Source organism: Streptomyces sp. NPDC052682 (genome assembly GCF_040678435.1).
In the GTDB taxonomy this organism is placed as follows: Bacteria; Actinomycetota; Actinomycetes; order Streptomycetales; family Streptomycetaceae; genus Streptomyces.
Genome location: NZ_JBFATS010000001.1, coordinates 215,357 through 238,841, shown reverse-complemented (window position 1 = coordinate 238,841; position 23,485 = coordinate 215,357). Strand labels below are relative to the sequence as shown.

The 23,485-nt window shown below is 71.5% G+C and carries 20 protein-coding genes; 12 read left to right on the top strand and 8 right to left on the bottom strand.

The window, feature by feature from the left end; all coding sequences use genetic code 11:
- Positions 1 to 152: 152 nt before the first annotated feature.
- Positions 153 to 1,388, bottom strand: coding sequence for a DUF6545 domain-containing protein (locus AB0K80_RS01025; protein ID WP_365664938.1), 1,236 nt, complete (start codon positions 1,386 to 1,388; stop codon positions 153 to 155).
- A gap of 249 nt (positions 1,389 to 1,637) precedes the next feature.
- Between AB0K80_RS01025 and AB0K80_RS01020 the strand changes: the two genes are divergently transcribed.
- Genes AB0K80_RS01020 through AB0K80_RS01000 form a run of 5 tightly spaced genes read left to right on the top strand, consistent with a single transcriptional unit; the run spans position 1,638 to position 7,335 of the window.
- Complete coding sequence (locus AB0K80_RS01020) at positions 1,638 to 2,996, top strand: extracellular solute-binding protein (RefSeq protein ID WP_365664505.1); 1,359 nt, start codon at positions 1,638 to 1,640, stop codon at positions 2,994 to 2,996.
- Entirely contained in the window at positions 2,993 to 3,934 is a 942-nt protein-coding gene (locus AB0K80_RS01015; RefSeq protein ID WP_365664503.1) for a sugar ABC transporter permease, read from the top strand. The genes AB0K80_RS01020 and AB0K80_RS01015 overlap by 4 nt, the downstream gene beginning before the upstream one ends.
- Positions 3,931 to 4,791 (top strand): carbohydrate ABC transporter permease, encoded by an 861-nt coding sequence (locus AB0K80_RS01010; protein ID WP_365664502.1) that lies wholly within the window; start codon positions 3,931 to 3,933, stop codon positions 4,789 to 4,791. Before AB0K80_RS01015 ends, AB0K80_RS01010 begins: the two co-directional genes overlap by 4 nt.
- Before the next feature lie 21 nt (positions 4,792 to 4,812).
- Entirely contained in the window at positions 4,813 to 5,781 is a 969-nt protein-coding gene (locus AB0K80_RS01005; RefSeq protein WP_365664500.1) for an arabinan endo-1,5-alpha-L-arabinosidase, read from the top strand.
- Between the two features lie 39 nt (positions 5,782 to 5,820).
- Positions 5,821 to 7,335, top strand: coding sequence for an alpha-N-arabinofuranosidase (locus AB0K80_RS01000; protein ID WP_365664498.1), 1,515 nt, complete (start codon positions 5,821 to 5,823; stop codon positions 7,333 to 7,335).
- Positions 7,336 to 7,342: 7 nt separating this feature from the next.
- Here AB0K80_RS01000 and AB0K80_RS00995 read toward each other — a convergent pair whose 3' ends face one another.
- On the bottom strand, positions 7,343 to 10,090 hold the full coding sequence (locus tag AB0K80_RS00995) for a beta-galactosidase (protein WP_365664496.1): 2,748 nt from the start codon (positions 10,088 to 10,090) through the stop codon (positions 7,343 to 7,345).
- 175 nt (positions 10,091 to 10,265) lie between these two features.
- Here AB0K80_RS00995 and AB0K80_RS00990 point away from each other — a divergent pair, with 175 nt between their 5' ends.
- Complete coding sequence (locus tag AB0K80_RS00990) at positions 10,266 to 11,375, top strand: type II CAAX endopeptidase family protein (RefSeq protein WP_365664494.1); 1,110 nt, start codon at positions 10,266 to 10,268, stop codon at positions 11,373 to 11,375.
- A gap of 204 nt (positions 11,376 to 11,579) precedes the next feature.
- Positions 11,580 to 12,233, top strand: a complete 654-nt coding sequence (locus AB0K80_RS00985; RefSeq protein ID WP_365664493.1) for a DUF4360 domain-containing protein — start codon at positions 11,580 to 11,582, stop codon at positions 12,231 to 12,233.
- Between the two features lie 35 nt (positions 12,234 to 12,268).
- On the opposite strand, the gene AB0K80_RS00980 is transcribed toward AB0K80_RS00985, so the two are convergent.
- The 3 genes from AB0K80_RS00980 to AB0K80_RS00970 are packed head-to-tail and all read right to left on the bottom strand — an operon-like array spanning position 12,269 to position 15,402.
- Positions 12,269 to 13,177, bottom strand: a complete 909-nt coding sequence (locus AB0K80_RS00980; RefSeq protein ID WP_365664491.1) for a serine/arginine repetitive matrix protein 2 — start codon at positions 13,175 to 13,177, stop codon at positions 12,269 to 12,271.
- Positions 13,178 to 13,184: 7 nt separating this feature from the next.
- Positions 13,185 to 13,583, bottom strand: a complete 399-nt coding sequence (locus AB0K80_RS00975; protein ID WP_365664489.1) for a hypothetical protein — start codon at positions 13,581 to 13,583, stop codon at positions 13,185 to 13,187.
- Positions 13,570 to 15,402 (bottom strand): hypothetical protein, encoded by a 1,833-nt coding sequence (locus AB0K80_RS00970; RefSeq protein ID WP_365664488.1) that lies wholly within the window; start codon positions 15,400 to 15,402, stop codon positions 13,570 to 13,572. Before AB0K80_RS00970 ends, AB0K80_RS00975 begins: the two co-directional genes overlap by 14 nt.
- 96 nt (positions 15,403 to 15,498) lie before the next feature.
- Between AB0K80_RS00970 and AB0K80_RS00965 the strand changes: the two genes are divergently transcribed.
- Positions 15,499 to 15,852, top strand: coding sequence for a hypothetical protein (locus AB0K80_RS00965; protein WP_365664486.1), 354 nt, complete (start codon positions 15,499 to 15,501; stop codon positions 15,850 to 15,852).
- A gap of 213 nt (positions 15,853 to 16,065) precedes the next feature.
- Positions 16,066 to 17,487, top strand: coding sequence for a non-reducing end alpha-L-arabinofuranosidase family hydrolase (locus AB0K80_RS00960; RefSeq protein WP_365664484.1), 1,422 nt, complete (start codon positions 16,066 to 16,068; stop codon positions 17,485 to 17,487).
- A gap of 52 nt (positions 17,488 to 17,539) precedes the next feature.
- Here AB0K80_RS00960 and AB0K80_RS00955 read toward each other — a convergent pair whose 3' ends face one another.
- Positions 17,540 to 17,728, bottom strand: a complete 189-nt coding sequence (locus tag AB0K80_RS00955) for a DUF397 domain-containing protein (RefSeq protein ID WP_365664482.1) — start codon at positions 17,726 to 17,728, stop codon at positions 17,540 to 17,542.
- Positions 17,725 to 18,549 carry a Scr1 family TA system antitoxin-like transcriptional regulator gene (locus AB0K80_RS00950; RefSeq protein ID WP_365664480.1) on the bottom strand — a complete coding sequence of 275 codons (825 nt, stop codon included), beginning with the start codon at positions 18,547 to 18,549 and terminating at the stop codon, positions 17,725 to 17,727. The genes AB0K80_RS00955 and AB0K80_RS00950 overlap by 4 nt, the downstream gene beginning before the upstream one ends.
- 148 nt (positions 18,550 to 18,697) lie before the next feature.
- On the opposite strand from AB0K80_RS00950, the gene AB0K80_RS00945 reads away from it, so the two are divergent.
- The 3 genes from AB0K80_RS00945 (at position 18,698) to AB0K80_RS00935 (ending at position 21,684) form a co-directional block, all read left to right on the top strand.
- Complete coding sequence (locus tag AB0K80_RS00945) at positions 18,698 to 19,162, top strand: ATP-binding protein (RefSeq protein ID WP_365664478.1); 465 nt, start codon at positions 18,698 to 18,700, stop codon at positions 19,160 to 19,162.
- A 117-nt stretch (positions 19,163 to 19,279) separates the two neighbouring features.
- Positions 19,280 to 20,266: an arabinan endo-1,5-alpha-L-arabinosidase gene (locus AB0K80_RS00940; RefSeq protein WP_365664476.1), complete on the top strand. Its 987-nt coding sequence runs from the start codon at positions 19,280 to 19,282 to the stop codon at positions 20,264 to 20,266.
- Positions 20,248 to 21,684, top strand: coding sequence for a family 43 glycosylhydrolase (locus tag AB0K80_RS00935; RefSeq protein WP_365664474.1), 1,437 nt, complete (start codon positions 20,248 to 20,250; stop codon positions 21,682 to 21,684). The genes AB0K80_RS00940 and AB0K80_RS00935 overlap by 19 nt, the downstream gene beginning before the upstream one ends.
- Before the next feature lie 13 nt (positions 21,685 to 21,697).
- On the opposite strand, the gene AB0K80_RS00930 is transcribed toward AB0K80_RS00935, so the two are convergent.
- A complete protein-coding gene (locus AB0K80_RS00930) occupies positions 21,698 to 23,467 on the bottom strand; it encodes a histidinol-phosphate transaminase (RefSeq protein WP_365664472.1) in 1,770 nt (589 codons plus the stop codon).
- Positions 23,468 to 23,485 lie beyond the last annotated feature (18 nt).

The window sequence follows — 23,485 nt, the reverse complement described above, 5'->3', positions numbered from 1 at the left end:
CGCCCGAACCCCGCCGACGGCGGCGCGCCGCGATGTCTTCCGCCCCCGGGGACAGCCGGTCACCCCGACGACTCGGGCTGCTCGGCAACCTGCCCCGTGCCCACCGGGCCTCGGTCCCCGGGCTGCTCAGCCCCCCGGCCCCGTCCCCCGGGCTACTCCCTGACCGCCACCGTCTCCCCCGGCGCCGCCGCCCGGGTGCGCACGGCCCTGAGGGCGTCGGGGTGGCGCAGGGCCCGGGAGACCGCCGCGATCTCGCGGAGCAGTTCCGTGGTGTCGGGGTCGTCGGTGCGCTCGGGGCGGGGACCGGCGTCGACGGCGTCGAGGATCGCCACCGCCGCGGCCAGCGCCCGCGCGCGCTCGGGCGGGTGGCCGAGGGCGCGTGCGGCGTCGTACGAGCGCCGGCGCAGGTCCTCGTCGAGGCGGCGGGACATCGGCAGCAGCGCGTCGCGGATGAAGGTCTCCCGGTGCGTCAGGCGCAGCTCCGGGCTGGCGCGCAGCAGGAACGGGACGCCGCCGCCGTGCACGGTGCGCATCAGCAGGTACAGGGGCCGCAGTTCGCGGTGCGCGTGCCGGATCCGCCAGCGGCCGTGCAGGTACTGGCCGGCGTGCGGCAGGATGAAGCCGACCGCGACCAGCACGGCGGCCAGCCCGGCCGCGAGCGGGGCCACGTTGAGGTTGATCCAGTCCAGGTCGTGGCCGGTCCACCGGGCCACCACCGCCGTCAGCTTGACGGCGGCGAAGACCAGGTTCAGCGCCTGGCCGGCCCCCAGGAACTTCAGTCCCCAGCGCAGCCACGCGTCCAGTCCGTCGGCGCGGATCCAGTTCAGGATCACCTTCACGGTGACCAGCGCGGCGGTGGCGTGCGCGAGCAGGTAGAGCACGATCATCTCGCGCATGTACGGCGTGGTGGCGTAGTACGTGTCCAGGTCCCGCAGCCGCTCCACGGGCGCGTCCGCGAGGGCGAACAGCACCCACAGCGCGGCGATCACCCCCGAGTACGCGCAGATCACCCAGCGCCGGGTGCGGCGCGTCGCGGCCGACTGGTGGGACGGCCCGTGGCGCCAGGCGGTGATCAGCAGCAGACAGGAGCCGCCGAACGCGGTCAGCAGCGAGTACACCCAGGGCGCCGAGATGTTCGGCACCCCTGTGATCCGGTTGACCCGGGCGATGGTCGAGGGCGCGACGAACACGACCACCGCGCAGGCCAGCAGTAACAGCCCCCCGACCGCGCGCAGCAGCGGGTCCTTCCACAGCCGGATGATCGTCGGCAGCTTGATCGCCAGAGCGGCGGCCAGCACCCCGGCCGGTATCCACCAGAAGGAGGTGTAGACCGCGCTGAGGAACTCGGCGGGACCCAGCGCCCCCGTCCGCGTGCCCGCGAAGTCCATCACGCCCCCTGCCGTCTCGCCGCCGCTCACAGGCCGTTCGAGACTACGCGGCCGCAACTGCCCGCGCCACGCTGTGCAGTTCGCCGACCAGGGTCGGCCGAAATCGCACCGACGAGTTCGTGCCCGACCCATTGACGTTGCAGCGCTGCAATCGTACGGTCCGTTCGGCCTTACGAGCGCCATTCGAGATACCGAACGACAGGACGAGCACGTACCGGACCACCGAGCTTCGAGCAGACAAGGCAGGGCATGGGACGACCTGGCCTGAATCGCAGGCAACTTCTGGCCGCCGCGGGCGGCTTGACGGTCGCGGGCAGCTTCGGCTTCGCCGCCCTGGGCACGGGCGCCGACGCACTGGCCACCACCGCACACACCCGCGTGCGCTACTGGAACCTCTTCAGCGGCGGCGACGGCGCCAACATGATCGCGATGCTGGACGCCTTCCGCCGCGACCACTCGGACATCGCGGTGAAGGACTCCACCCTCCAGTGGGGCAACCCCTTCTACACCAAGCTCGCCATGGCGGCCGCCGGCAACCGCGCACCGGACCTCGGCGTCATGCACATGGGCCGGGTCACCGGCTTTGCCCCGGGCCGCCTCCTGGACCCCTGGGACGTCCGCCTCCTCGCCCGGTACGGCGTCCGCGAACAGGACTTCAACCCGGCGCTGTGGCGGCGCGGAGTCATCGACGGCAAGCTCTACGCCCTGCCGCTCGACATCCACGTCCAGCTCTGCTTCTACCGCAAGGACGTGCTGAAGAAGGCCGGCCTGCTCGGCGCCGGTGACCGGATGGTGCCGGTCACCTCCACCGACGAGTGGTTCGAGGTGCTGAAGGAGGCGAAGAAGGCCACCAGGAAGGGCCTGCAGACCCTCGGCTTCTGGCACAACGACCAGAACTTCCAGTGGTGGTTCTTCGTCGCCTTCTACACCCAGCTCGGCGGCACCTGGTTCGACGACGCCCGCACCGAGGTCACCTTCGACACCGGCAAGGCCACCGAGGTCCTCGCGTTCCTGCGCCGCCACATCACCGACGGCTACGCCGACCCGGGCTTCGGCGGCGGCGCCGGCGCCGAACAGTTCGTCAACGGCTCCCCGTTCGTCTGGGAGGGCAACTGGTCGGTGCCCGTCTTCGACGGCGCGAAGGTCGACTACGGCGCGACCCCGCTGCCGCCCGTCTTCGGCAGGCCCGCCACCCACGCCGAGTCGCACGCCTTCGTCCTGCCCCACCAGTCCGACCGCGGCGGCCCCGCGAACGAGGCCGCCCACCGGCTCGCCGCCTACGTCGTCACACACGCCCGGCAGTGGGCCGCCGGCGGCCACATCCCCGCCTACCGGCCGACCCTGTCCACGCCCGCCTACCGGAAGCTGTACCCGCAGAGCGAGTACGTCTCCGCCATGGACCACCAGGCCACCGAGCCGAAGGTGTGGTTCGCCGGCTCCACCGGCATCCTCGCCCAGCGCGTCGGCCCGATCGTCGTCTCCTCGACGACGGGCTCCGCCAAGCCGGACGCCGTCGCCCGCCGCATGAAGAACGAGCTGACCGCGCTGCTCGCCATGAAGAACCCCATGGACGGGAAGACCGCCGCGCAAGGAGGTGCGGTCGCATGACGACGACCAGCGCACAGACCGTCATCGTCCCGGCCCGGGCCAAGGCCGCCGCGGCCGGCGCCACCCTGCGCCGCGGGCAGGGCTTCCAGCACGGCGGCTGGTTCGTCGCCCCGTTCCTCGCCCTGTTCACGCTGTTCGTGATCTGGCCCCTGCTGCGCGGCGTCTACCTCAGCTTCACGGACGCCAACATCACCGGCGACAGCGAGAGCTTCGTCGGCCTCGACAACTACCGCGAGGCCCTCGACGACCCCCTGATGTGGGACGCCCTCGGCCACAGCGCCTACTTCACGCTGCTGGTCGTCCCCTGCATCACCGTCCTGGCCTTCCTGCTCGCGATGCTCGCCCACCACATCGAACGCGGCAAGTGGCTGTGGCGGCTGTGCTTCTTCGCCCCGTTCCTGCTGCCCTCCACCGTCGCGGGCAACCTGTGGCAGTGGCTGTTCAACCCCGGCACCGGCATGATCAACCACGTCCTCGGCCTCGACACCCCATGGCTGACCGACAAGGCCTACGCCATGCTCGCCGTCGTCATCACCACCCTGTGGTGGACCGTCGGCTTCAGCTTCCTGCTCTACCTCGCCGCCCTGCAGGGCATCCCCGGCCACCTCTACGAGGCGGCGACACTGGACGGCGCGAACGCCTGGCACCGCATGGTCCGCATCACCCTGCCGATGCTGCGCAACATCACCGGTCTCGTCGTCACCCTGCAGATCCTCGCCTCGCTCCAGGTCTTCGACCAGGCCGTCGTGATGATGGACTTCGGCCCGGGCCCGGAGAACTCCACCCGCACCTTCGTCCAGTACACCCTCGAACAGGGCTTCACCAGCTACCGCGTGGGCTACGCCTCCGCGATCTCCATCATCTTCTTCGTGCTCATCGCGGCCGTCGCCCTCACCCGGATGTGGCTGCTGCGCAACCGTGAGGAGGGCGGCCGATGACCACCGCCACGCAGGTCCGCGTCAAGCCCCGCCGGGTGTGGACACCGAGCCAGATCGTGCTCACCCTGCTCGGCGCCGCCGTCTCCGTCGTCTTCCTGGCCCCGCTGGTCTGGGCGCTGTTCACCTCGCTGAAGTCGGAGACCGAGGCCGTCGAGGTGCCCCCGCACTGGCTGCCCAGGCACTGGACGGGCCAGGCCTGGTCGGCGATCTTCGAGACGGGCAACCTCACCGACTGGTTCGTGAACTCCGTCGTGGTCTCGGTCTGCGTCACCGCCGTCGTGGTGCTGGTCAGCGCCCTGGCCGGATACGGCTTCGCCCGCACCGAGTTCCGCGGCAAGGGCGTGCTGCTGGGGCTGGTCATGACCGGCCTGATGGTCTCGCCCGCGGTCCTCGGCGTGCCGCTGTTCACCACCGTCCAGCAGATGGGCATGGTCGACACCTACTGGGGCATGATCCTGCCGCAGTGCGCGCCCGCCGCGATGGTCTACATCCTCTACAAGTTCTTCCAGGGCGTCCCCCGCGAGCTGGAGGAGGCCGCCTTCATCGACGGCGCGGGCCGCTGGCGGGTCTTCTTCACCATCGTGCTGCCGCTGTCCCGCCCCTCCCTCGCCGCGGTCGGCATCTTCACCTTCATCGCCTCGTGGAACAACTTCCTGTGGCCGTACATGGTGACCAACAACCCCGACCTGATGACCATGCCGAACGGCATCGCCACCGTCATGAACTCCTACGGCATCCAGTGGGCCCAGCTGATGGCCGGCGGCCTCATGGCGGGCCTGCCGCTGATCATCGTCTTCGTCTTCTTCCAGCGCCAGATCGTGGCGGGTGTCGCCCACACCGGCCTCGCCGGGCAGTAACTCCCGTAAGGAGCAACCCCGTTGAAGCCCCTCAGACTGGCGGCGACCCTCACCGCCGCCCTCCTCGCCCTGCTGCCCACCACGGCCCGGGCGGACGTGACGTACCCCGACCCCCGCCCGATCACCGGTCAGCAGATCATCCACGACCCGGCCGTCCGCCACCTGAAGAACGGCCTGTACGTCGCCTACTCCACCGGCGGCGTCATCGGCGCCCGCCTGTCGCGGGACGGCCGGCAGTGGGACGACGCCGGCAACGCCTTCGCCGAGCCGCCGCGTTGGTGGTACGCGTACAACGACACCGCCGACCCCTGGGCCCCCGACCTCTCCTACCGCGACGGCCGCTACTGGCTCTACTACGCCGTCTCCTCCTGGGGCGGCAACCACTCCGCGATCGGCGTCGCCACCTCCCGCTCCGGCCTGCCCGGCACCTGGACCGACCACGGCACGGCCTTCACCTCCGAGACGACCGACCCCTACAACGCCATCGACCCCGCGATCGTCCGCGCCGACGGCAGGCTGTGGATGGCCTTCGGCTCCTACTGGACCGGCATCCGCATGGTCGAACTCAACCCGAAGACCGGCAAGGCCCTGCCCGGCGCCCCCGTCCACCACCTGGCCACCCGCCCGGACGCGCCCTACGCGGTGGAGGGCCCGTACGTCGTCCGGCACGGCCGTTACTACTATCTGTTCGCGAGCTACGACGCGTGCTGTGCCGGTGCGAACTCCACGTACAAGATCAGGGTGGGCAGATCGACCTCGGTGACGGGCCCGTACACCGACAGCACCGGCACACCGATGCTTCAGGGCGGCGGCGACCTCCTCCTGTCGGGCCACGGCCGCTACGCCGGCCCGGGCGGCCAGTCCGTCTTCAGGGACCACGGCGAGGACTGGCTCGCGTACCACTACTACGACGCCCAGGACAACGGCACCCCGAAGCTGGGGATCAACAAGCTCGGCTGGACGAAGGACGGTTGGCCGGCAGTCCTCTAGAGGCGCGACACAGCAACCCCTCATCCCCGAAAGGCGACCATGCGAACCGCCCGTTTCACCCTCGACCCCGCCTTCACCGTCGGCGAGGTCAACCCCCGGCTCTTCGGCTCCTTCGTGGAACACCTCGGCCGTTGCGTCTACACCGGCATCTTCGAACCGGACCACCCCACCGCCGACGCCGACGGCCTGCGCCAGGACGTGCTGGACCTCGTCCGCGAACTCGGCGTCACCGCCGTGCGCTACCCCGGCGGCAACTTCGTCTCCGGCTACAAGTGGGAGGACTCGGTCGGCCCCGCCGAGGACCGCCCCCGCCGCCTGGACCTCGCCTGGCACTCCACGGAGACCAACCGTTTCGGCCTCTCCGAGTACATCGGCTTCCTGCGCAAGATCGGCCCCCAGGCCGAACCCATGATGGCGATCAACCTCGGCACCCGCGGCGTCGCCGAGGCCCTGGAACTGCAGGAGTACGCCAACCACCCCTCCGGCACGGCCCTGTCCGACCTGCGCGTCGCGCACGGCGACAAGGACCCCTTCGGTATCCGACTGTGGTGCCTGGGCAACGAGATGGACGGCCCCTGGCAGACCGGCCACAAGACGGCCGAGGAGTACGGCCGGATCGCCGCCGAGACGGCCCGCGCGATGCGCCAGATCGACCCCGCCGTCGAACTGGTCGCCTGCGGCTCCTCCAGCCAGTCCATGCCCACCTTCGCCGACTGGGAGGCGAAGGTCCTCGCCGAGACCTACGACCTGGTCGACTACATCTCCCTGCACGCCTACTACGAGCCGCACGACGGCGACATCGACTCCTTCCTCGCCTCCGCCGTCGACATGGAGTCCTTCATCGACAACGTCGTCGCCACCTGCGACCACGTGGGCGCGAAGCTCAAGTCCAAGAAGAAGATCAACCTCTCCTTCGACGAGTGGAACGTCTGGTACCTCTCCCGCTGGGAGCAGCACGCCAAGACCTTCACCCGCGACCACTGGCCGCAGGCTCCCCGCCTGCTGGAGGACAACTACAGCGTCACGGACGCGGTCGTCTTCGGTTCGCTGCTCATCGCCCTGCTCCGGCACGCCGACCGCGTCACCGTGGCCTGCCTCGCGCAGCTGGTCAACGTCATCGCGCCGATCATGACCGAGCCGGGCGGCCCGGCCTGGCGGCAGACGACATTCTTCCCGTTCGCGCAGGCCTCCCGGTACGGCCGCGGCCAGGTCCTCGACGTCCGCGTCGACTCCCCGACGTACCAGACGCAGAAGTACGGCGAGGCCGACCTGCTGCACGCCACGGCCGTGCGCGCCGAGGACGGCTCGGTCACCGTCTTCGCCGTCAACCGCAGCCGCACCGAGCCGCTGCCGCTCGAAGTCGCCCTCAACGGCCTGGACCTGACGCGAGTGGTCGAGCACAGCGCCCTCGCGGACGCCGACCCCGACGCCCGCAACACCCTGGAGCAGCCCGACCGGGTGACGCCGCACCAGGTGGAGGGCACCACGCTGCGGGACGGCACGCTGGCCGCCGTACTTCAGCCGCTGTCCTGGAACGTGATCCGGCTGGCCTGACGGACCCTCAGCGGCCGGGGGAGTCCACCGGTTCCACCGGCACTCCGCCGGCCGCCGAGCCCAGCAGCGTCAGCCGTACGGTCCCCGGCCCGGCCGGCGTGGTCCCGTCGGACAGCACCGCCAGGGCCAGGGTGTTCTCGCCCCGGGTGCGCAGGATGCCGTTGGGCAGCACGAAGGTGTGCTGCGGGCCCACGTCGTTGACGTACTGGCCGAGGTTCCAGCCGTTGAGGAAGATCTGCGCGCGGTAGGCCCGGCGGGGGTCGTCGTCGAGGACGAGACCGACCGAGGCGTCCACGTCCCCGGGGACGGACAGCCGGAAACCGGTCCGGTACCAGGTCACGCCCTGCCGCCGGTCGGCACGCGGCAGGGCGGCCGGCTCCCAGTCGCCGTCGTCGTACCCCGGCAGATGCCAGCCCTCCCGCTCCCCGTACAGCCCGCCGTGGTTCAGCGGCCCGCGCACCGGGTCGGCGGCCCGTGCGCCCTGCACCCGCCAGCGCACCTCGGGATCGGCCCCTTCGAAGCGGACGGAGGACAGTCCGCGCGCCGCCTTCACCTCCGCGCCGTCCCGCTGCATGGGCCGGACCAGGACGGACAGCACATGCCGGCGCGGCTCCTCGTCCCGGTCCTCGCGCAGCCGCTCCGGGATCGCGAAGGCGGCCGTCGCCGTCCAGGTGCCCTTGCCGGCCGTGCCGCCGTCCGGCACCGGCATGCGGTGGGTGCCGAGCGGCTGCCCGTCCAGCCAGGCCATCAGCAGCCCCTGCGTGCCGGTGCGGTAGGCGAGGGACACCGACGTGAGCTCCCGGGCGCCGGTGAACGCGCCCCGGTACCAGACGTCGCCGTAGTGGAAGCCGTAGTCGTCGGCGAACAGCACGGGCTGCCCGTCGGGCACGGGCGTGGTGCTGTACGAGGACCTCCGGTCGGCCACCGGCCAGCCGGAGTCGTCGAAACCGGGCTCGGACTCCGGGTTCTCGGCGCGGCGCCGCCAGCCGTCGAGCGCGGGCAGCGTCACCGGCGGCACACCGGGCAGCATCCGCAGGGCCAGCAGGCTCCCGGTGGCGCTGATCCGGGTCGGTACCGGCCGCCCGTTCCAGGTGACGGCGGTCAGACCGGGCGGCCCCCACACCTCCAGGCCCGTCTCGGGGATGGTGTCGCCGGTCAGGTGCACGGTGGAGCCGCGCACCGTGAGGGAGCGCAGCAGCGCCGGACCGTACACCAGCAGCGCGCCGGACGGCGTCTCGCAGGGCCACAGCCGTACGGCGGTCGCGTCGTCTCCGAACAGCAGCAGCATCGGCGTCTCGCTGTCGCCGCCCTCCACCAGCACCCGGTTCAGCCCGCCGGGGCCGAGCGGGCTGGTCACGGTCAGCCGGCCGTCGGCGTACGACCAGGCGGGCTCCCGGTCCAGGCGGGTGGTGACCGGCTGTTCCTCGCAGTCCAGCACCACCTGCGCCATCTGGCCGGCCCGGCCCGTGAACACGGCGATGTCCTGCCGCCCGGCCCGCAGGGACAGCATGGGCGGCACGGTGGAGTACGCCAGCCGCCGCTGACCCAGTGCCAGACGGGTCACGAGCAGGGTGGCGTCCCGCGCCGGTACGGTGACCGGCACGTCGACCCCGGCGTCCGGCAGCGTCGTGGAGACGGCCTCGGCGGAGTCGTTGCGCAGCACGTGGACGCGGGCGCCGGTGTCGGGGTTGGCCAGCCTGCGGACGGTGATCCGCCGGTCCGCGGCGCGCCCGCCGGCCGCCCGCTCCAGCCGGGCGAAGTCGGGCACGCTGCGCAGCAGATGGCCGAGTTCGTGCAGCGCGGCGAGCTTGGGCGTCTGCCTGCGCGCCTCGTCAAGGGCCGCGCCGTAGTCGTACGAGGTGTAGACGTCCGGCGCGGGCAGCCAGCCCCACGAGGTGCCGCCGAAGGCCATCGGGAGGGTCCGTGGCGTGCCGCCCTCGGCCAGGTCCGCGAGGCGGGCCCGCCGCTCGTAGGCCGCGTCCCGCACCTGGCGCACCCGGGCGTACCCCTGTCCGCCCCACGGGTCGGGCAGTCCGTCGTCCACCCGCAGCAGGCCCCGGTCCACGAGCGGCACGTCGATGCCGTCGGCGCGCACCCGGCGGCGCAGGTGGGGCAGGACGTCGTCGGCGTCGTCCAGCTGGTACAGCAGGACCGTGCCCCGCCCCCGGGTGAACAGATGCCGGGCGGCCACGGCGTTCACGGCCGACAGCCACTGCCCGGCGTGCCGCAGATAGGCCGGGTCGGCGGTACGGGGCCGGCACTGTGTCGCCGCGAGCCACCCCGGGAGCCCGCCGCCGTCGACGTCGGCACCGACGAACGGGCCCGGCCGCAGGACGACGTACAGCCCGGTCGCGGCAGCCATGCGCAGGAACAGGCCGAGGTCCCGCACACCGGTGAAGTCGTACGCGCCCGGCGCGGGGGAGTGGTAGTTCCAGGCCACGGACACCCGCACGGCGTTGAACCCGTGGGCGCGCAGCTTCTGCAGCACGTCCCGCCACAGGGAGGGGCTCGGCAGCCGGAACGGATGCGTCTCCCCGGGCCACAGCACCAGCCGCCGCCCGTCGACCAGCAGCGAGTACCGGTCGAACCGCACCTGGTGCCGCGCGCCGTCCGCGTGCGGGACGGGCGGCGGCGGTCCGGTGGGCACGGTCCGGGACGTCCCCGCGGAGGTCGGCGTCCCGCCGCTGCCGGTCAGCGCCAGACCGAGCGCGGCCGTGCCGGCGAGAGCGCTGAAGGTACGCCTGCTGAGCTCCAAGGGAGCGCCTCCTGTTGCTGCCTGCCATAAGGGGTGCTGGTGGGCCATTGTGTACGGCGAGCCGGTCCCGGGTCATATGAGGACCTCGCACGGGCGACCCCGCGGCCTGTCTCCCCTGCGGATTTCCTGCTGGAGGGGGACGCCGGGGCCGTGCCGCGCCGCGATGCTGGTGATCATGACGACTGCGCCCTCTTTGCCGGCCGGCCTCCCGTACCACCGCATGGCCCACCACACGGGCCGTCACCGCTGGTGGCGGACGCTGCTCGGCACACTGCTGGTGACCGGCGGCTGGTTCGTGCTGCTGCTCCTGCTGTCCGTCTTCTCCTACGTCTTCGGAGAGGTGGCCGGCCAGCGGGAAGGGCCCGACGGCGACATCGACTTCGGCCCGCTCGGCAACACGGCGCTGGAACTGGTCTCCATCGCCGTCGCCCTGCCCCTGGTGCTGCTGGCCGTGCGCTGGGCGGGCGGGCGGCCGGCGGGCACGGTGTGCTCGGTCACCGGGCGGCTGCGCACGGGCTGGCTGGCCCGCTGCCTGCTGGCGGCCGTGCCGCCGATGGCCCTGCTGACGGTGGGCGGTTTCTTCCTGCCGGACGAGGGCGACAGCGGCGAGGGCGCGGTGTGGGTCGGGTGGCGGACCTTCCTGGTCTCCCTGGCGGTGCTGGCCCTCCTGGTGCCGGTGCAGGCCGCGGCCGAGGAGTTCGTCTTCCGGGGCTGGCTGCTCCAGGCGACCGGGGCCTTCGCCCGCTTCCCCTGGCTCGCGGTACTGCCGCAGGCGGCCCTGTTCGCCGCGGCCCACGGCTGGGGCACGCTGTGGGGCTTCGCCGACCTGCTGGTGTTCGGCGTGGTGGCGGGCTGGCTGACCATCCGCACCGGCGGCCTGGAGGCGTCCATCGCCCTGCACGTCCTGAACAACCTGACGGCCTTCGGCCTGTCCGCCGCGGTGGTCGACGGCCTGTCCTCGGACGAGACGGCAGCCGACGCGCCCTGGCAACTGGCCGCCCTGGACGGGGTGATGGACCTCGGCTACGCGGCGCTCGTGCTGTGGCTGACGCGGCGGCGGACACCGCAGCGGCTGTCGTCACCGGTGGTGCCGGTGCCGCTGGGTGCCCCGTACGGGGCGGGGTGGTACGGAGGGCCGTCGCCGTACGCCCCCGGCCCCCGGACGCCGTACGCACCACCGTCGCCGTACGCACCACCGTCTCCCTACGAGCTCCCGGCTCCGCACCAGCCGACGACTCCGTACGCGCCGCCGCAACCGCCGCGCGACGGCGGACCGCCCGCGTGACGCCCGCGTGACGGACCTCTCCACCGCACCTGTGAATGGCCGGAGTTGACCCTGGCCGGTCCGCGTCCGGCTGCGTACGATGCGACCGCCCCGGCCTTCACAGTTCCCCCATCGAAACCTCACAGGCCGAGGTGCCATGACACTGCCCTGTCATGTTCATGGCAAAAGAGCGCTTCACCCCCCACGGCAACGGATGGGAGAACCATGGCCACCGGCCTGCTCCTGAGCGGCGCGCTCGCCGCGCTCCTCGGTACCGCGCTGCCCGCACAACCCCCGTCCCCCGGGTTCGTCGACCCGCCCCCGGACAAGATCGTCATCAACGTCGCCACGGTGAACGGATCGGGCTGCCCGCAGGGCACCACCGCGGTCGCCGTCTCCGAGGACAACACCGCGTTCACCGTGACCTACAGCGACTACCTCGCCCAGGCGGGCGGTGCCTCGGACCCCACGGCGTTCCGCAGGAACTGCCAGCTCAACCTGATCGTGCACGTCCCGCAGGGCTTCACGTACGCCATCGCCAGCGCCGACTACCGCGGCTTCGCCGCCCTCCAGCCCGGCGCGAGCGCCACGCAGCGGGCCTCGTACTACTTCCAGGGCTCCTCGAACACGGCCTCCCGGAGCCACCCCTTCACCGGCCCCTACAACGACAACTGGCAGGCCACCGACACCACCGACTGGGCCCAACTGGTGTGGGCGCCCTGTGGAGTCCAGCGCAACTTCAACATCAACACGGAACTGCGGGTGAACGCCGGCACCCAGTCCGCCGACAAGGTCAGCTTCATGACGATGGACTCGACGGACGGGGACATCAGCACCGTCTACCACCTGGCGTGGAAGGAGTGCCCGAAGAAGTCCTGAGACCGCGGGAAGACCGAGACCGGCCTCCCCGTGACTCACTGCGCGAAATGAGCGAGGGCCACCTCAAGGATCTCCCGCTGCCGTGGCCAGTCCTCCTCCGGTCCTGCCGCCAGCACCGCGTACTGCGTGCCGTCCTCGGCCGTGAAGGCGCGGTCGACCGCCTGGCGGCGGGTGCCGTCGGGGCGGTCGTAGGCGTATACCAGTTCCGCCGCCTCGCCCGACTCCCGGGGCAGGTTCTGGAGGCTGATCTCCGTGTAGTTCTCGGTGGACTCGGCCAGGCTCCGGGAGGTCTCGCTCAGCGCCTGGTACGGCGCGAGGTCGCCTTCCGTGACGGTGAAGATCTGGATCAGGCTGCGGCCGTCGGGGGAGTTGTAGAAGACCCCGCCCTTCTTCTTCTCCTCCCGCTCCCAGCCGTCCGGGACGGCGATGGTGAAGCCCGCCGTGTCCCGCGCGATCCGGAATCCCGGTGGCGGTGCGGTGGGTGACGGTGTGCCGGCGGGATCCGGGCTGGACGGGCCGGGGGTCCGGGCCGCGCTGCCGACGCTGTCCGTCGGCGTCGCCCCCCGGTCGTCGTACCAGGTCGCGGTGCCCGACGGGCTGACCGCGGACGCCGCTTGGGGTCCGGGCTCGTTCCGGCCGTCGTCGCCCCGGGTCGCCAGCACCCCGCCGGCGATCCCGCCCGCGACCGCGGCGGCCGCAGCGGCGGCGACCAGTACCGTCGTACGCCGTGACCGGGGGGTGGGGGCAGGGGGAGGCGTCACCGGCCGGGTGATGTCGTACGGCCCGTAGGCCTCGTCCGGGTGCGCCGGACCCGTCGGCACCTGGGACGGCATCGGCGGTGGTGGTGCCGTCGGCCGGACCGGCGCCGCCGCGTCCCCCGCCGTCTCCCAGCGCTGTGTCTCGTCGTTCCAGCGAACCCCGCCGTCCCCCGATGTACCGTTCATGCCGGCGTCAGCCTCCCAGCAGTGCCGCGACGGCCTGTCCCACCGCCGCGCCGGAGGCGAGCAGACCGACGGCCGTGGCCGCGTCCTGCAGGGCGGTACGCAGTCGCGTCAGGCGTCCCTCGTCCGCACGGCCCGTGCTCTGGATGTCGTCCGCCGTCGCGTCGAGCTGGGCGGCCAGCTCCTCGGTCTGCGGTGTGGTGACCAGCCGGCCCAGGTCCTGCCGGAGCTCCTGCACCGCCTTCAGCAGGTGCTCCTGTGCGGGGTCGCGGGGCGGCTGCGCGCCCGGCTGGCTGATCACCGTGTTGTGGTTGCCGATGGAGATGGCCCCCTGTGCCGTACCGATGTGGACGCCTCCGTGGATGCCGCCCGGCCCGTCACCGGCCGGCGGCTGCTCACCCGTTGCCACTGTGCGTACCTCCCGAACTCCCCGGCTCCTGGTGGGTGACGACGTTGTGGTCCCCGATGGAGACCGCACCGCTCGCCGACTCGATCAGGACGCCACCGTTGCTGACGTTGATGATCTTCTGCTCGAACTCCTCGGTCCGCCAGCCCGCCTCGCGCAGGGCCCGGCGCACCCCGTTGGCCACCCGGTCCTGGATGGTCTTCAGGTAACGCTGGTGGTCCATCTCCTGGAACAGCGACGCCTCGTCGTCGGAACCCAGCTCCCGTACCGACACGGCCGGACCGTCCGGCAGCGCCTTGCCGTAGCCGCCGGCCACCAGGCGTCCCAGCAGCTTGAGGGTCCGCCACACGGTGATCACGGACTGGCCGGCCGAGTGGGGTACCCGGGACAGTGCCCACAGCGCCTTGCCGAGCGGGTTGCCGTGCAGGTAGTCGTGCGCCAGCCGGTCGGCGTCGCGGAACAGGGGGCGGACCGGGCGCAGGACGTGCGGCGCGATCTCCAGCATCAGCATGCCGCCCTGGGTGTGCACCCGGACGAAGACGGTGGTGACCAGCTCCTCCTCCCAGCCGCCGACCTGGACGCGCAGGAAGTGGCGCCGCAGCTCGCCGCCCGCCTCGACGGCACCCGCCCGCTCCGGCTCGAAGAGCCCGGGGCCGTAGGGGGCGTGCTGCCTGCTGGGCAGACCGTTCACCGGAAGGAAGACGCACTCGTCGATCTGCAGCTCCCGCAACCGGTCCCGCACGGCGGCCGCAGCCTGCGGGGTACGGGCGGTGGAGGGGACGCGCAGGGCTTCCAGGAGGGGCTTGATCGCGTCGATGATGGCCTGGTTGTCCAGCGGCCGCGGCTTGGTGAGGCCGTCCTCGCGGGGCCGCAGCTCGACCGAGAGGGACCAGGTGTCGTAGGGGACACCCGCGCCGCAGAACGGCCGGTCCGCCCGGTACATCACCAGCGGGGCGTGCTGCTCCACCCGGATGCGGTCCCGCAGGTGCTGGAAGCGGCTGCCCTCGGTGGTCCGCTCGGCCGGGTCGCCGGCGGCGTCCGGGAACCTGGCCCGGGACAGTTCACCGGCCAGCGCGCGGGAGACCTGGTGGCGTTCGGCGCCGACGGCCAGGGCCACCAGGAGCGGGAGGGCCAGCGTGATCCACGCCTGGAGGCGGGTGGTGTCGTACAGGCCGTCGCCGAAGACGAACCGGGGAATCACCAGCCAGTCCCAGAACGCCTGGGCGTCCTGCAGCAACTCCTGGTCATCGGTGCCGATCGCGTACAGGGTCAGCAGGGCCCAGAGCACGGACAGCCGCGCGTAGAAGCGCATGACCCATGCCGCGGCGCGGCGGTACCAGACGGGGGCCGGTTCCCGGCCGCGCACCCGGGCGGCCAGCGTCGTCAGCACCACCGGCATGAGGAACATCAGGCTCAGCCGGTGGGTGAGCGGCAGGCTGATGATCCACAGCAGCAGCACCGCGGCGGCCCAGCCCACGCCCAGGCGCTGGGCGCGCAGGGCGTGGGCCAGCACCCGGGCCGCGTCGCAGCCGTACGAGGGGGCGACGATGCGCTCCTCGTGGACGTAGAGCTCCTCGATGACCGTGTGGCGGTACGACTCGTCGAGGTAGGTACCGGCGCACAGCAGCCGCGTCGCCTCGCTGGCATGCGGCGGAGTGCGTCGGGTGGTGGCCGGTGACGCGGGCCGTCCGTCCGGCGGCTCCGGTTGCTGCGGCACCAGGATCTGCTGCGTCACTGTCTCGTCCCCCGAGGTGTTCTGCCGGGCCCGCTCCGCGAGTTGACGGACCGGCAGTTCAGCATAGGGGAGTGACGGGGTGGTCACCGAGTGAAAAGACATGGTCCCGCTGACCGAGCTGTCGATACGGTCGGGGTCCCGGCCGGCCGTATCGGCGGCTGCCCCGTCCGGAGAGCTCCTGCAATGACCAGCCCGCGAGCAACGACCACCCTGTGGCGCCCTGTCGGCCCCAAGGAACTGGAGCTGGTGCGCGAGCTGGACTGGCGCGCCTGGCCGCCCCGGCTGCCCGAGCAGCCGATCTTCTACCCGGTCCTCAACGAGGACTACGCCGTGAAGATCGCGCGGGACTGGAACGTCAAGCACGACGGCGCCGGCTTCGTCACCCGCTTCGAGGTCGAGTCCGCCTTCCTGCGCAGGTACCCGGTCCGGCAGGCGGGCGGACGGACGATCCTGGAGCTGTGGGTACCGGCCGGGGAGCTGGACGAGTTCAACGCGCACCTCGTCGGCCGGATCGAGCTGGTCCACGCGTTCCGCTGAGCCACAGCACGTGATGGGGCGGAACTTGAAACCGCGTCAGCCTGCGCAGGGTGGGGCTCGCGAGTTCTGTGAGAGGTATTGACGCCGTTCACCGGACCCCTCACCATCCAACTGCTCGACATCTCGACCCTTGTTCGGCATAGCGAACGTGTCGCCACAGCCTCTCCCCGGGGCCGGCCGGAAACCCGCTCACTCAAGGAAGACGAGGTCCCCATGCCCACACGTAGTTCCCGCCGCAGACATCCGTCTGCGGTGCTCGCCGCCGCGGTGACGGTCCTGGTCTCGTTGGCGGCGATGCTCGTCGCGACGCCGGCCCAGGCGGCCACCACCGGCGCCTTGCGCGGTGTCGGTTCCGGCCGCTGTCTCGATGTGCCGGGTGCCAGCCGGACCGACGGCACGTCCCTGCAGATCTGGGACTGCACAGGCGGGACCAACCAGCAGTGGACGCTGACGGACAGCAACCAGCTCACCGTGTACGGCAACAAGTGCCTGGATGTTCCGGGCCACGCCACCACGGCCGGTACCCGGGTGCAGATCTGGTCCTGTTCCGGCGGCGCGAACCAGCAGTGGCGGGTCAACTCCGACGGCACGATCGTCGGCGTGGAGTCCGGGCTGTGCCTGGACGTCAGCGGCGGCGCCACGGCCAACGGCACAGCGGTGCAGCTGTGGAACTGCAACGGCGGCAGCAACCAGAAGTGGACCGGCCTGTCCGCGCCGGGCGGCACGTGTGCTCTTCCGTCGACGTACCGGTGGAGCTCGACCGGCCCCCTGGCGCAGCCGGCGAACGGCTGGGTGGCGCTGAAGGACTTCACCACCGTGACGTACAACGGCCAGCACCTGGTCTACGCGACCGTCTCCGACGGATCGTCGTGGGGCGCGATGACGTTCCGGCCCTTCACGAACTGGTCGGACATGGCCTCGGCCGGCCAGACCAGGATCAGCGGGTCCGCGGTGGCACCCAAACTCTTCTACTTCGCGCCCAAGAAGATCTGGGTGCTGGTCTCGAACGGGTGGGGTACGGCCTGGCCCTTCACCTACCGCACGTCGAGCGACCCCACCAACCCCAACGGCTGGTCCGCGCCGCAGGAGCTGTTCACCGGCAGCCTCCCCACCGGCGGCCCGATCGACCCGACCGTGATCGCCGACGACCAGAACATGTACCTGTTCTTCGCCAATGACAAGGGCGGCATCTTCAAGTCGACCATGCCGATCGGGAACTTCCCGGGCAGCTTCGGCTCGTCGTACACGACGGTCATGACCGACACGGAGAAGAACCTGTTCGAGGCCCCGGAGGTCTACAAGGTCCAGGGCCAGAACCAGTACCTCATGATCGTCGAGGCGCGGGGCGCGACCGAGCAGCGCTTCTTCCGCTCGTTCACCGCCTCCAGCCTGAACGGCCCGTGGACCCCGCAGGCCGCCACCGAGAGCAACCCCTTCGCGGGCAAGGCCAACAGCGGTGCCACCTGGACCAACGACATCAGCCACGGTGACCTGGTCCGCACCAACCCCGACCAGACCATGACCATCGACCCCTGCAACCTGCAGTTCCTCTACCAGGGCAGGGACCCCAGCTCGAACGGCACCGACTACCTGAAGCTGCCGTACCGGCCGGGCCTGCTCACTCTGCAGCGCTGACCCGTTCCGGCCCACGGTGACCCGAGTGACCCCAGCCGCGCGTCGGCTGGGGTCACCGGCCGTTGGCGGCGTACCCCAGGAAGTCCGCCCAGGCCGTGGGGGAGAGGGTGAGCTGGGGGCCCGTCCGGTCCTTCGAGTCGCGGACGTGGACGGTGTCGGGGCGGGTGGCTATCTCGACGCAGTCCCCGTCCCCGCCGCTGCTGTAGCTGGACTTACGCCAGGCCAGGTCAGACGTGCTCATAGCTCTCCTCGCATCTGCTGCAACAGGCTCACGGAGTCTTCGAGGGTGAGAGCCTGTGACCGCATCCTGGCATAGCGCCGCTGGAGAACGCTGATCTCTTTCCGGTCGGGGATGAACAGGCCGCCTCGCTGCCCCTCGCAGTAGGCGAACCACTGGTTCTCCGGCGTCTCCAGCAGCTGCATCGGCCCGTCGAGCCCCGCATGTGTCTGCTGGACGGTCGGCATGATCTGGATCTCGACGTTCCGCAGCTTCGCGATCTCCAGCACGTGATCGATGAGCTCCCGCGTGACCTCCACCCCGCCTGTGCGCCGCCGGAACACGTGTTCCTCCAGGAGGAAGCTGAACGCCGTGTTCGGCCGCTCCCTCAGCAACCGTTGCCGTTCCGCCCGCGCCACCCACTGGGCCTCGATCTGCGCGTCGGTGAGAGGTGGCAGCTGGTTCGTGAACAGCGTCCGCGCGTACGCCTCCGTCTGCAACAGCCCCGGAACCAGGCGGCACTCGTACGTGTACAAGGTGATCGCCAGCGCCTCCAGACGAGCCCACCGCCGGAACCAGGCAGCCAGCCCGGACTGCCGCTCCAGCCGCCCTGCCGCCTTCTGGAGCACCCCGGTCATCCCCAGCGCCTCCTCCGCCCGCTCCACGAACACCGCATCCGGCATCCGCCGCCCCAACTCCACCGACGCAACCGTGTGTTTGGAGAAACGGACCTGCTCCGCGAACTCCTCCCTGCTCAGCCCGGCATGCTCCCGCAAGCCCTGGACCACCGCCCCGAACGTCCGCAGACTGTCGGACGACTCCGGTTCGCCGCCCGATCCCGCCATGACCCCGCCATCGACCACTGTCGGTCACCTCCCCCCGGCATGGTCACGCGTCGTCACCGGTACTGTCCAGTCCGTGACCGCGTACGCTGCCGCAGCGTACGCGCCGTGGACCTGGAGAAGCGGCCTGCCCACCGGTCACATTGGGCGCATGACAGCACCGACCGACCGCCGAAGCCCGGTTACCGTACGTGTGTTCACCCAGCGGCTCAGTTCCACCCCGCGCGGGGCCCGGCTCGCCCGGCGCCTCGCTGTCGCCCAGCTGCACGCTTGGGGGGTGCCGTACGGAACCGAGGTCGTCCACCGGGTCGAGGCGGTCGTGGCCGAGCTCGCCGCCAACGCCGTCACCCACGGGCGCGTGCCCGGGCGGGACTTCGAGCTGCGGCTCTCCCTCGTCGTCGGCAGCGTCCGTGTCGAGGTGACCGACACCCGGGCCGAATGCCGGCCACCGGACCCCCGTGACGTACGACCCTCGACCCCGCTTGACGTGCACGGCCGCGGCCTCGTCCTCGTGGACGCCCTCGCCGACCGCTGGGAGGTGCTGGACCGGGAGCCGCCCGGCAAGACCGTCCGTGCCGAAGTCGACGTGCCGCGGTGGCTGTCCCTCATCCGGTGACGAACTCGTGCGCGAACCATTGACGCGCAAGTGGTTCGATTCTACGGTCCGTTCGAACTTGCGAGCGTCGTTCGAGATTCCGGACGGCGCACACCCCCCACCGCAAGGAGAACCCGCATGAGCCGCATGCCCCGCACCCCACGCGTCAGGACCGCCCTTCTCGCCCTCCCCACCGCCGCCGTCCTCGCCCTGATCCCCACCACGGCGTCGGCCTACCCCAACCCCGGCCGCGTCACCGGCGACATCGTCACCCACGACCCGACGATGATCCGCACCTCCTCCGGGCAGTACCTGCTGTACGCCACCGGCGGCGGTATCGCCAACAAGACGTCCGGCGACCGCACGGCCTTCCGCAACGGCGCCGACGCGTTCTCCAGCCGGCCCGGCTGGTGGCGGACCTACTCCTCCGTCCCGGAGGCCTGGGCGCCGGACATCTCGTACCACGGCGGCAAGTACCTGATGTACTACTCGGTCTCCAAGTTCGGGTCGAACACCTCCGCCATCGGGCTGGCGACCTCCTCCACCGGGCTGCCGGGCTCCTGGACCGACCAGGGGACCGTCTACACCTCCGGCTCCTCCAGCGACTACAACGCCATCGACCCGAACCTCTTCGTCGACGACGACGGCACGTGGTGGCTGTCCTTCGGGAGCTGGTGGACCGGGATCAAGATGATCCAGATCAATCCGTCCACCGGGAAGCAGCTGTCCACCAACACCACCCGCTACTCCCTCGCCTCCCGCCCCACCGGGACCAAGGCCGTCGAAGCGCCCTTCATCGTCAAGCGCAACGGGTACTACTACCTCTTCGCCTCCTACGACACCTGCTGCAACGGCACCAGCTCCACCTACAAGGTCAAGGTGGGCCGCGCCACTCGCGTCACCGGGCCGTACACCGACAAGAACGGCGTCGCGCTGATGAACAACGGCGGGACGCCCGTGCTCGAGTCGCACGGCAGCGTCATCGGCCCCGGCGGGCAGTCGATCATGAAGGACTCCGACGGGGACGCGATCGTCTACCACTACTACGACGGCAACGCGGGCGGCACGCCCAAGCTCGGCATCAACCTTCTGAACTGGAGCAGCGGATGGCCCGTCGCCTACTGACCCTGCTCGCGGCCCTGCTGCTCGCCCTCACCCTCGGGCAGCCCTCCGCGAGCGCGGCCTCCTTCACCAACCCGGTGAAGTCGGTCAAGGGCGCCGACCCGTGGATCTCGTACCACGACGGAAACTACTACCTGGTGACGACCAGTTGGACCGATGTCATCACCATCCGCAAGTCGGCCACGCTGGCCGGGCTGGCCACCGCCCCCAGCGTCCAGGTGTGGAAGGGCGACGCGGCCTCGCGGTGCTGCAACATCTGGGCGCCGGAGCTGCACTACCTCAACGGGCGCTGGTACCTGTACTACGTCGCCGGGCAGAACGTGTCCGACTACAACCCGACGCAGCGCAGCCACGTCCTGCAGAGCGCGGGGTCCGACCCGATGGGGCCGTACACCTACAAGGGGCAGCTCAACTCCGCCTGGATGCTCGACCCCAGCGTGCTGAACGTGGGCGGCAGGCTGTACCTGCTGGGCAGCGCCAGCACCGGCGGCACGCAAAACCTCGTCATCGCGCCGATGTCCAACCCGTACACCGTCAGCGGCTCCTACTCGACGATCTCCACGCCCACCTACTCCTGGGAGCGGCAGGGCGGCACGGTCAACGAGGGGCCGGAAGTGCTCCAGCGGGGCGGCCGGACCTTCCTGATCTACTCCGCCAGCGGCTGCTGGACCCCGGACTACAAGCTCGGCCGGCTGGAACTCACCGGCTCCGACCCGCTGTCCGCGTCCTCCTGGACGAAGAAGTCCACGCCCGTCTTCCAGCGCAGTGACGCGGGCGGCGTGTACGGGCCCGGGCACAACGGCTTCTTCACCTCGCCGGACGGCAAGGAGAGCTGGATCGTCTACCACGCCAACGACAGCGCCAGCGACGGGTGCGACAACGGGCGTACGACCCGGGCGCAGAAGTTCACCTGGAACTCCGACGGCACCCCGGACTTCGGCACGCCCGTCCGGCTGGGATCCTCCCTCGCCGGGCCCTCCGGGGAGCCGGCCGCCGCCTCCACCACCTACACGCTCACCAACCGCAACAGCGGCAAGTGTCTGGAGGTGACCGGGGGTTCGACGGCCGACGGCGCCGACGTGGCGCAGTACGGCTGCACCGGCGGCAGCAACCAGCGCTGGCGGCTGGAGGACCTCGGCGACGACACCCACCGGCTCGTCAACGTCGCCACCGGCAAGGTGCTCGACACCGCCGACTGCTCGGCCGCCGACGGGGCCGACCTCAGGCAGTGGTCCTGGCTGAACAACACCTGCCAGCGGTTCCGGTTCCTGGCCACCGACAGCGGCTACGTCCGGGTCGTCAACCAGGCCACCGGCAAGGTGGCGGATGTCGCGGACTGCTCCACGGCCGACTCCGCCGACGTACGCCAGTGGACCTGGCTGAACAACACCTGCCAGCAGTGGCGGCTGAACCCGGCCTGATCACACCCCTCGCTCACCCCGCGGCCGCGGGCCAGTTCTGCTGCGGCTGCGGGGTGTTCCAGTTCTGCTGGGCGCCGGGCCAGCCGGTGGCCGGGGCCGTGGCCAGGCCCTGGGGGCCTGCCGCGGGTGCGGTCATGCCGCGGACCTGGGCCGCGGTGAGGCCGCCCCGGGCGGGGACGCCGGGCGGGGTGAGACCGGAGGCCGGGGCCTGGGCCACGGCCGGGACGGGCTGCGATGCCGGCGCAGACGCCGGGTACGGGGCCGGGGCCTGGGCCGCGGGAGCCAGGGGCTGGGCCGGTGCCGGAGCCGGTATGGACTGCGGCACCGACTGCGGCATCGGCTGGGGCGCGGGCTGCTGGACCGGCTGGGGCACCGGCTGCGCGACCGGCTGAGGCGCCGCAGGCACGGGCTGGGGCGCCGTCGGCACCGGCATCCCGCCGCCCGGGCCCGCCGGCGCGCTGGGCGCGGCGGACGCGGCGGCGGGGAGCGGCATGCCGGTGCCGGTGGCCGGGGCGGTGGCGAGGCCCGGGCCGCCGGCACCGGTGGCCTGAGCGGCCAGGCCCCGCATCCCGGCCCCGTTGGTCTCGCTCACCAGGCGGTCCACCGCCGCCGTACCCGAGCTGTAGCCGGTCCCTGGAGCGAGCTCGGGTACGGCGGCTCCCCTCCTGGACGTCCCGTAGAGCACCTGTTCCAGGCCGGACACCAGGCGACGTACGTCCACCTGGGGGCGCACCACGAGACGCAGGAAGCGGCTGGAGGAGCCGATCTTGTTGCCGCACTCGCGGACCAGGATCCGGTGCTCGGTGAGCAGCCGGTCCCGGACCACGGTGCCCTCGGCGCCCACGGGGAGGCGCACGAAGAGGAAGTTCCCCTGGGAGGGGTAGACGGTCAGGCCGGGCAGCGCGGAGAGCTGGCTGGCCATCTCCAGGCGGTCGCGGCGCACCTGCTGAAGGCTCTGCTGGTACTCGGTGCCGTGCTCCTTGAGCATGAAGACGACGTGCTCGGCGAAGGAGTTGAGGTTCCACTTGGGGAGCATGGCGCGGACCCGGCCCGCCAGGGCCGGGTTGGCCACCAGGTAGCCGAAGCGGACGCCGTGCAGGCCGAAGTTCTTGCCGAGGCTGCGCAGCACGATCACGTTGGGGCGGAGCATCGCCTCCTGGACGACGGACGGTTCGGCCTCCGCGTCGGCGAACTCCAGGAAGGACTCGTCGACGACGACCAGGTCCAGGTCGGCCATCGCGTCCATGAACTGCACCAGGGCCTGCTTGCGCAGGTAGCCGCCGTCGGGGTTGTTGGGGTTGCAGATGACGGCGACCCGGGTGCCGCGGGCCCGGATGAACTCGGCGTACTGCGCGAGGTCCAGGGCGAAGCCGCTGGACTCCTGCAGCGGGAACATGTCGACCCGCTTGCCGGTCTCCATCGGCTGGTCGGTCCAGCGGCCGAAGGTGGGGACGGGGACGGCGAGGGACTCGCGCACCAGGAGGTGGTCGATCCAGGTGATCAGCTCGGTGGAGCCGTTGCCCATCGCCACGCACTGCGGCGGCAGCTGCAGCAGGCTGCACAGCTCGGCCGTGATGGTGTCGGCGCTGGACGGGTAGTACGTGATGATGTCCCGCAGCCTGCCCGCCATCTCCTCGAACATCGCCGGGGTCGGGAAGTACGGGTTGCAGGGGATGCAGAAGTCCACGGGTCCGGCCCCGTCGCCGCCCTCGCGCGTCAGCGCCGCCATCGACGGGCTGTGCGCCGCGGTGCTGCGGAACAGCGACGTGACGTTGTCGGCCATGGAACCTCCGTATGAGGC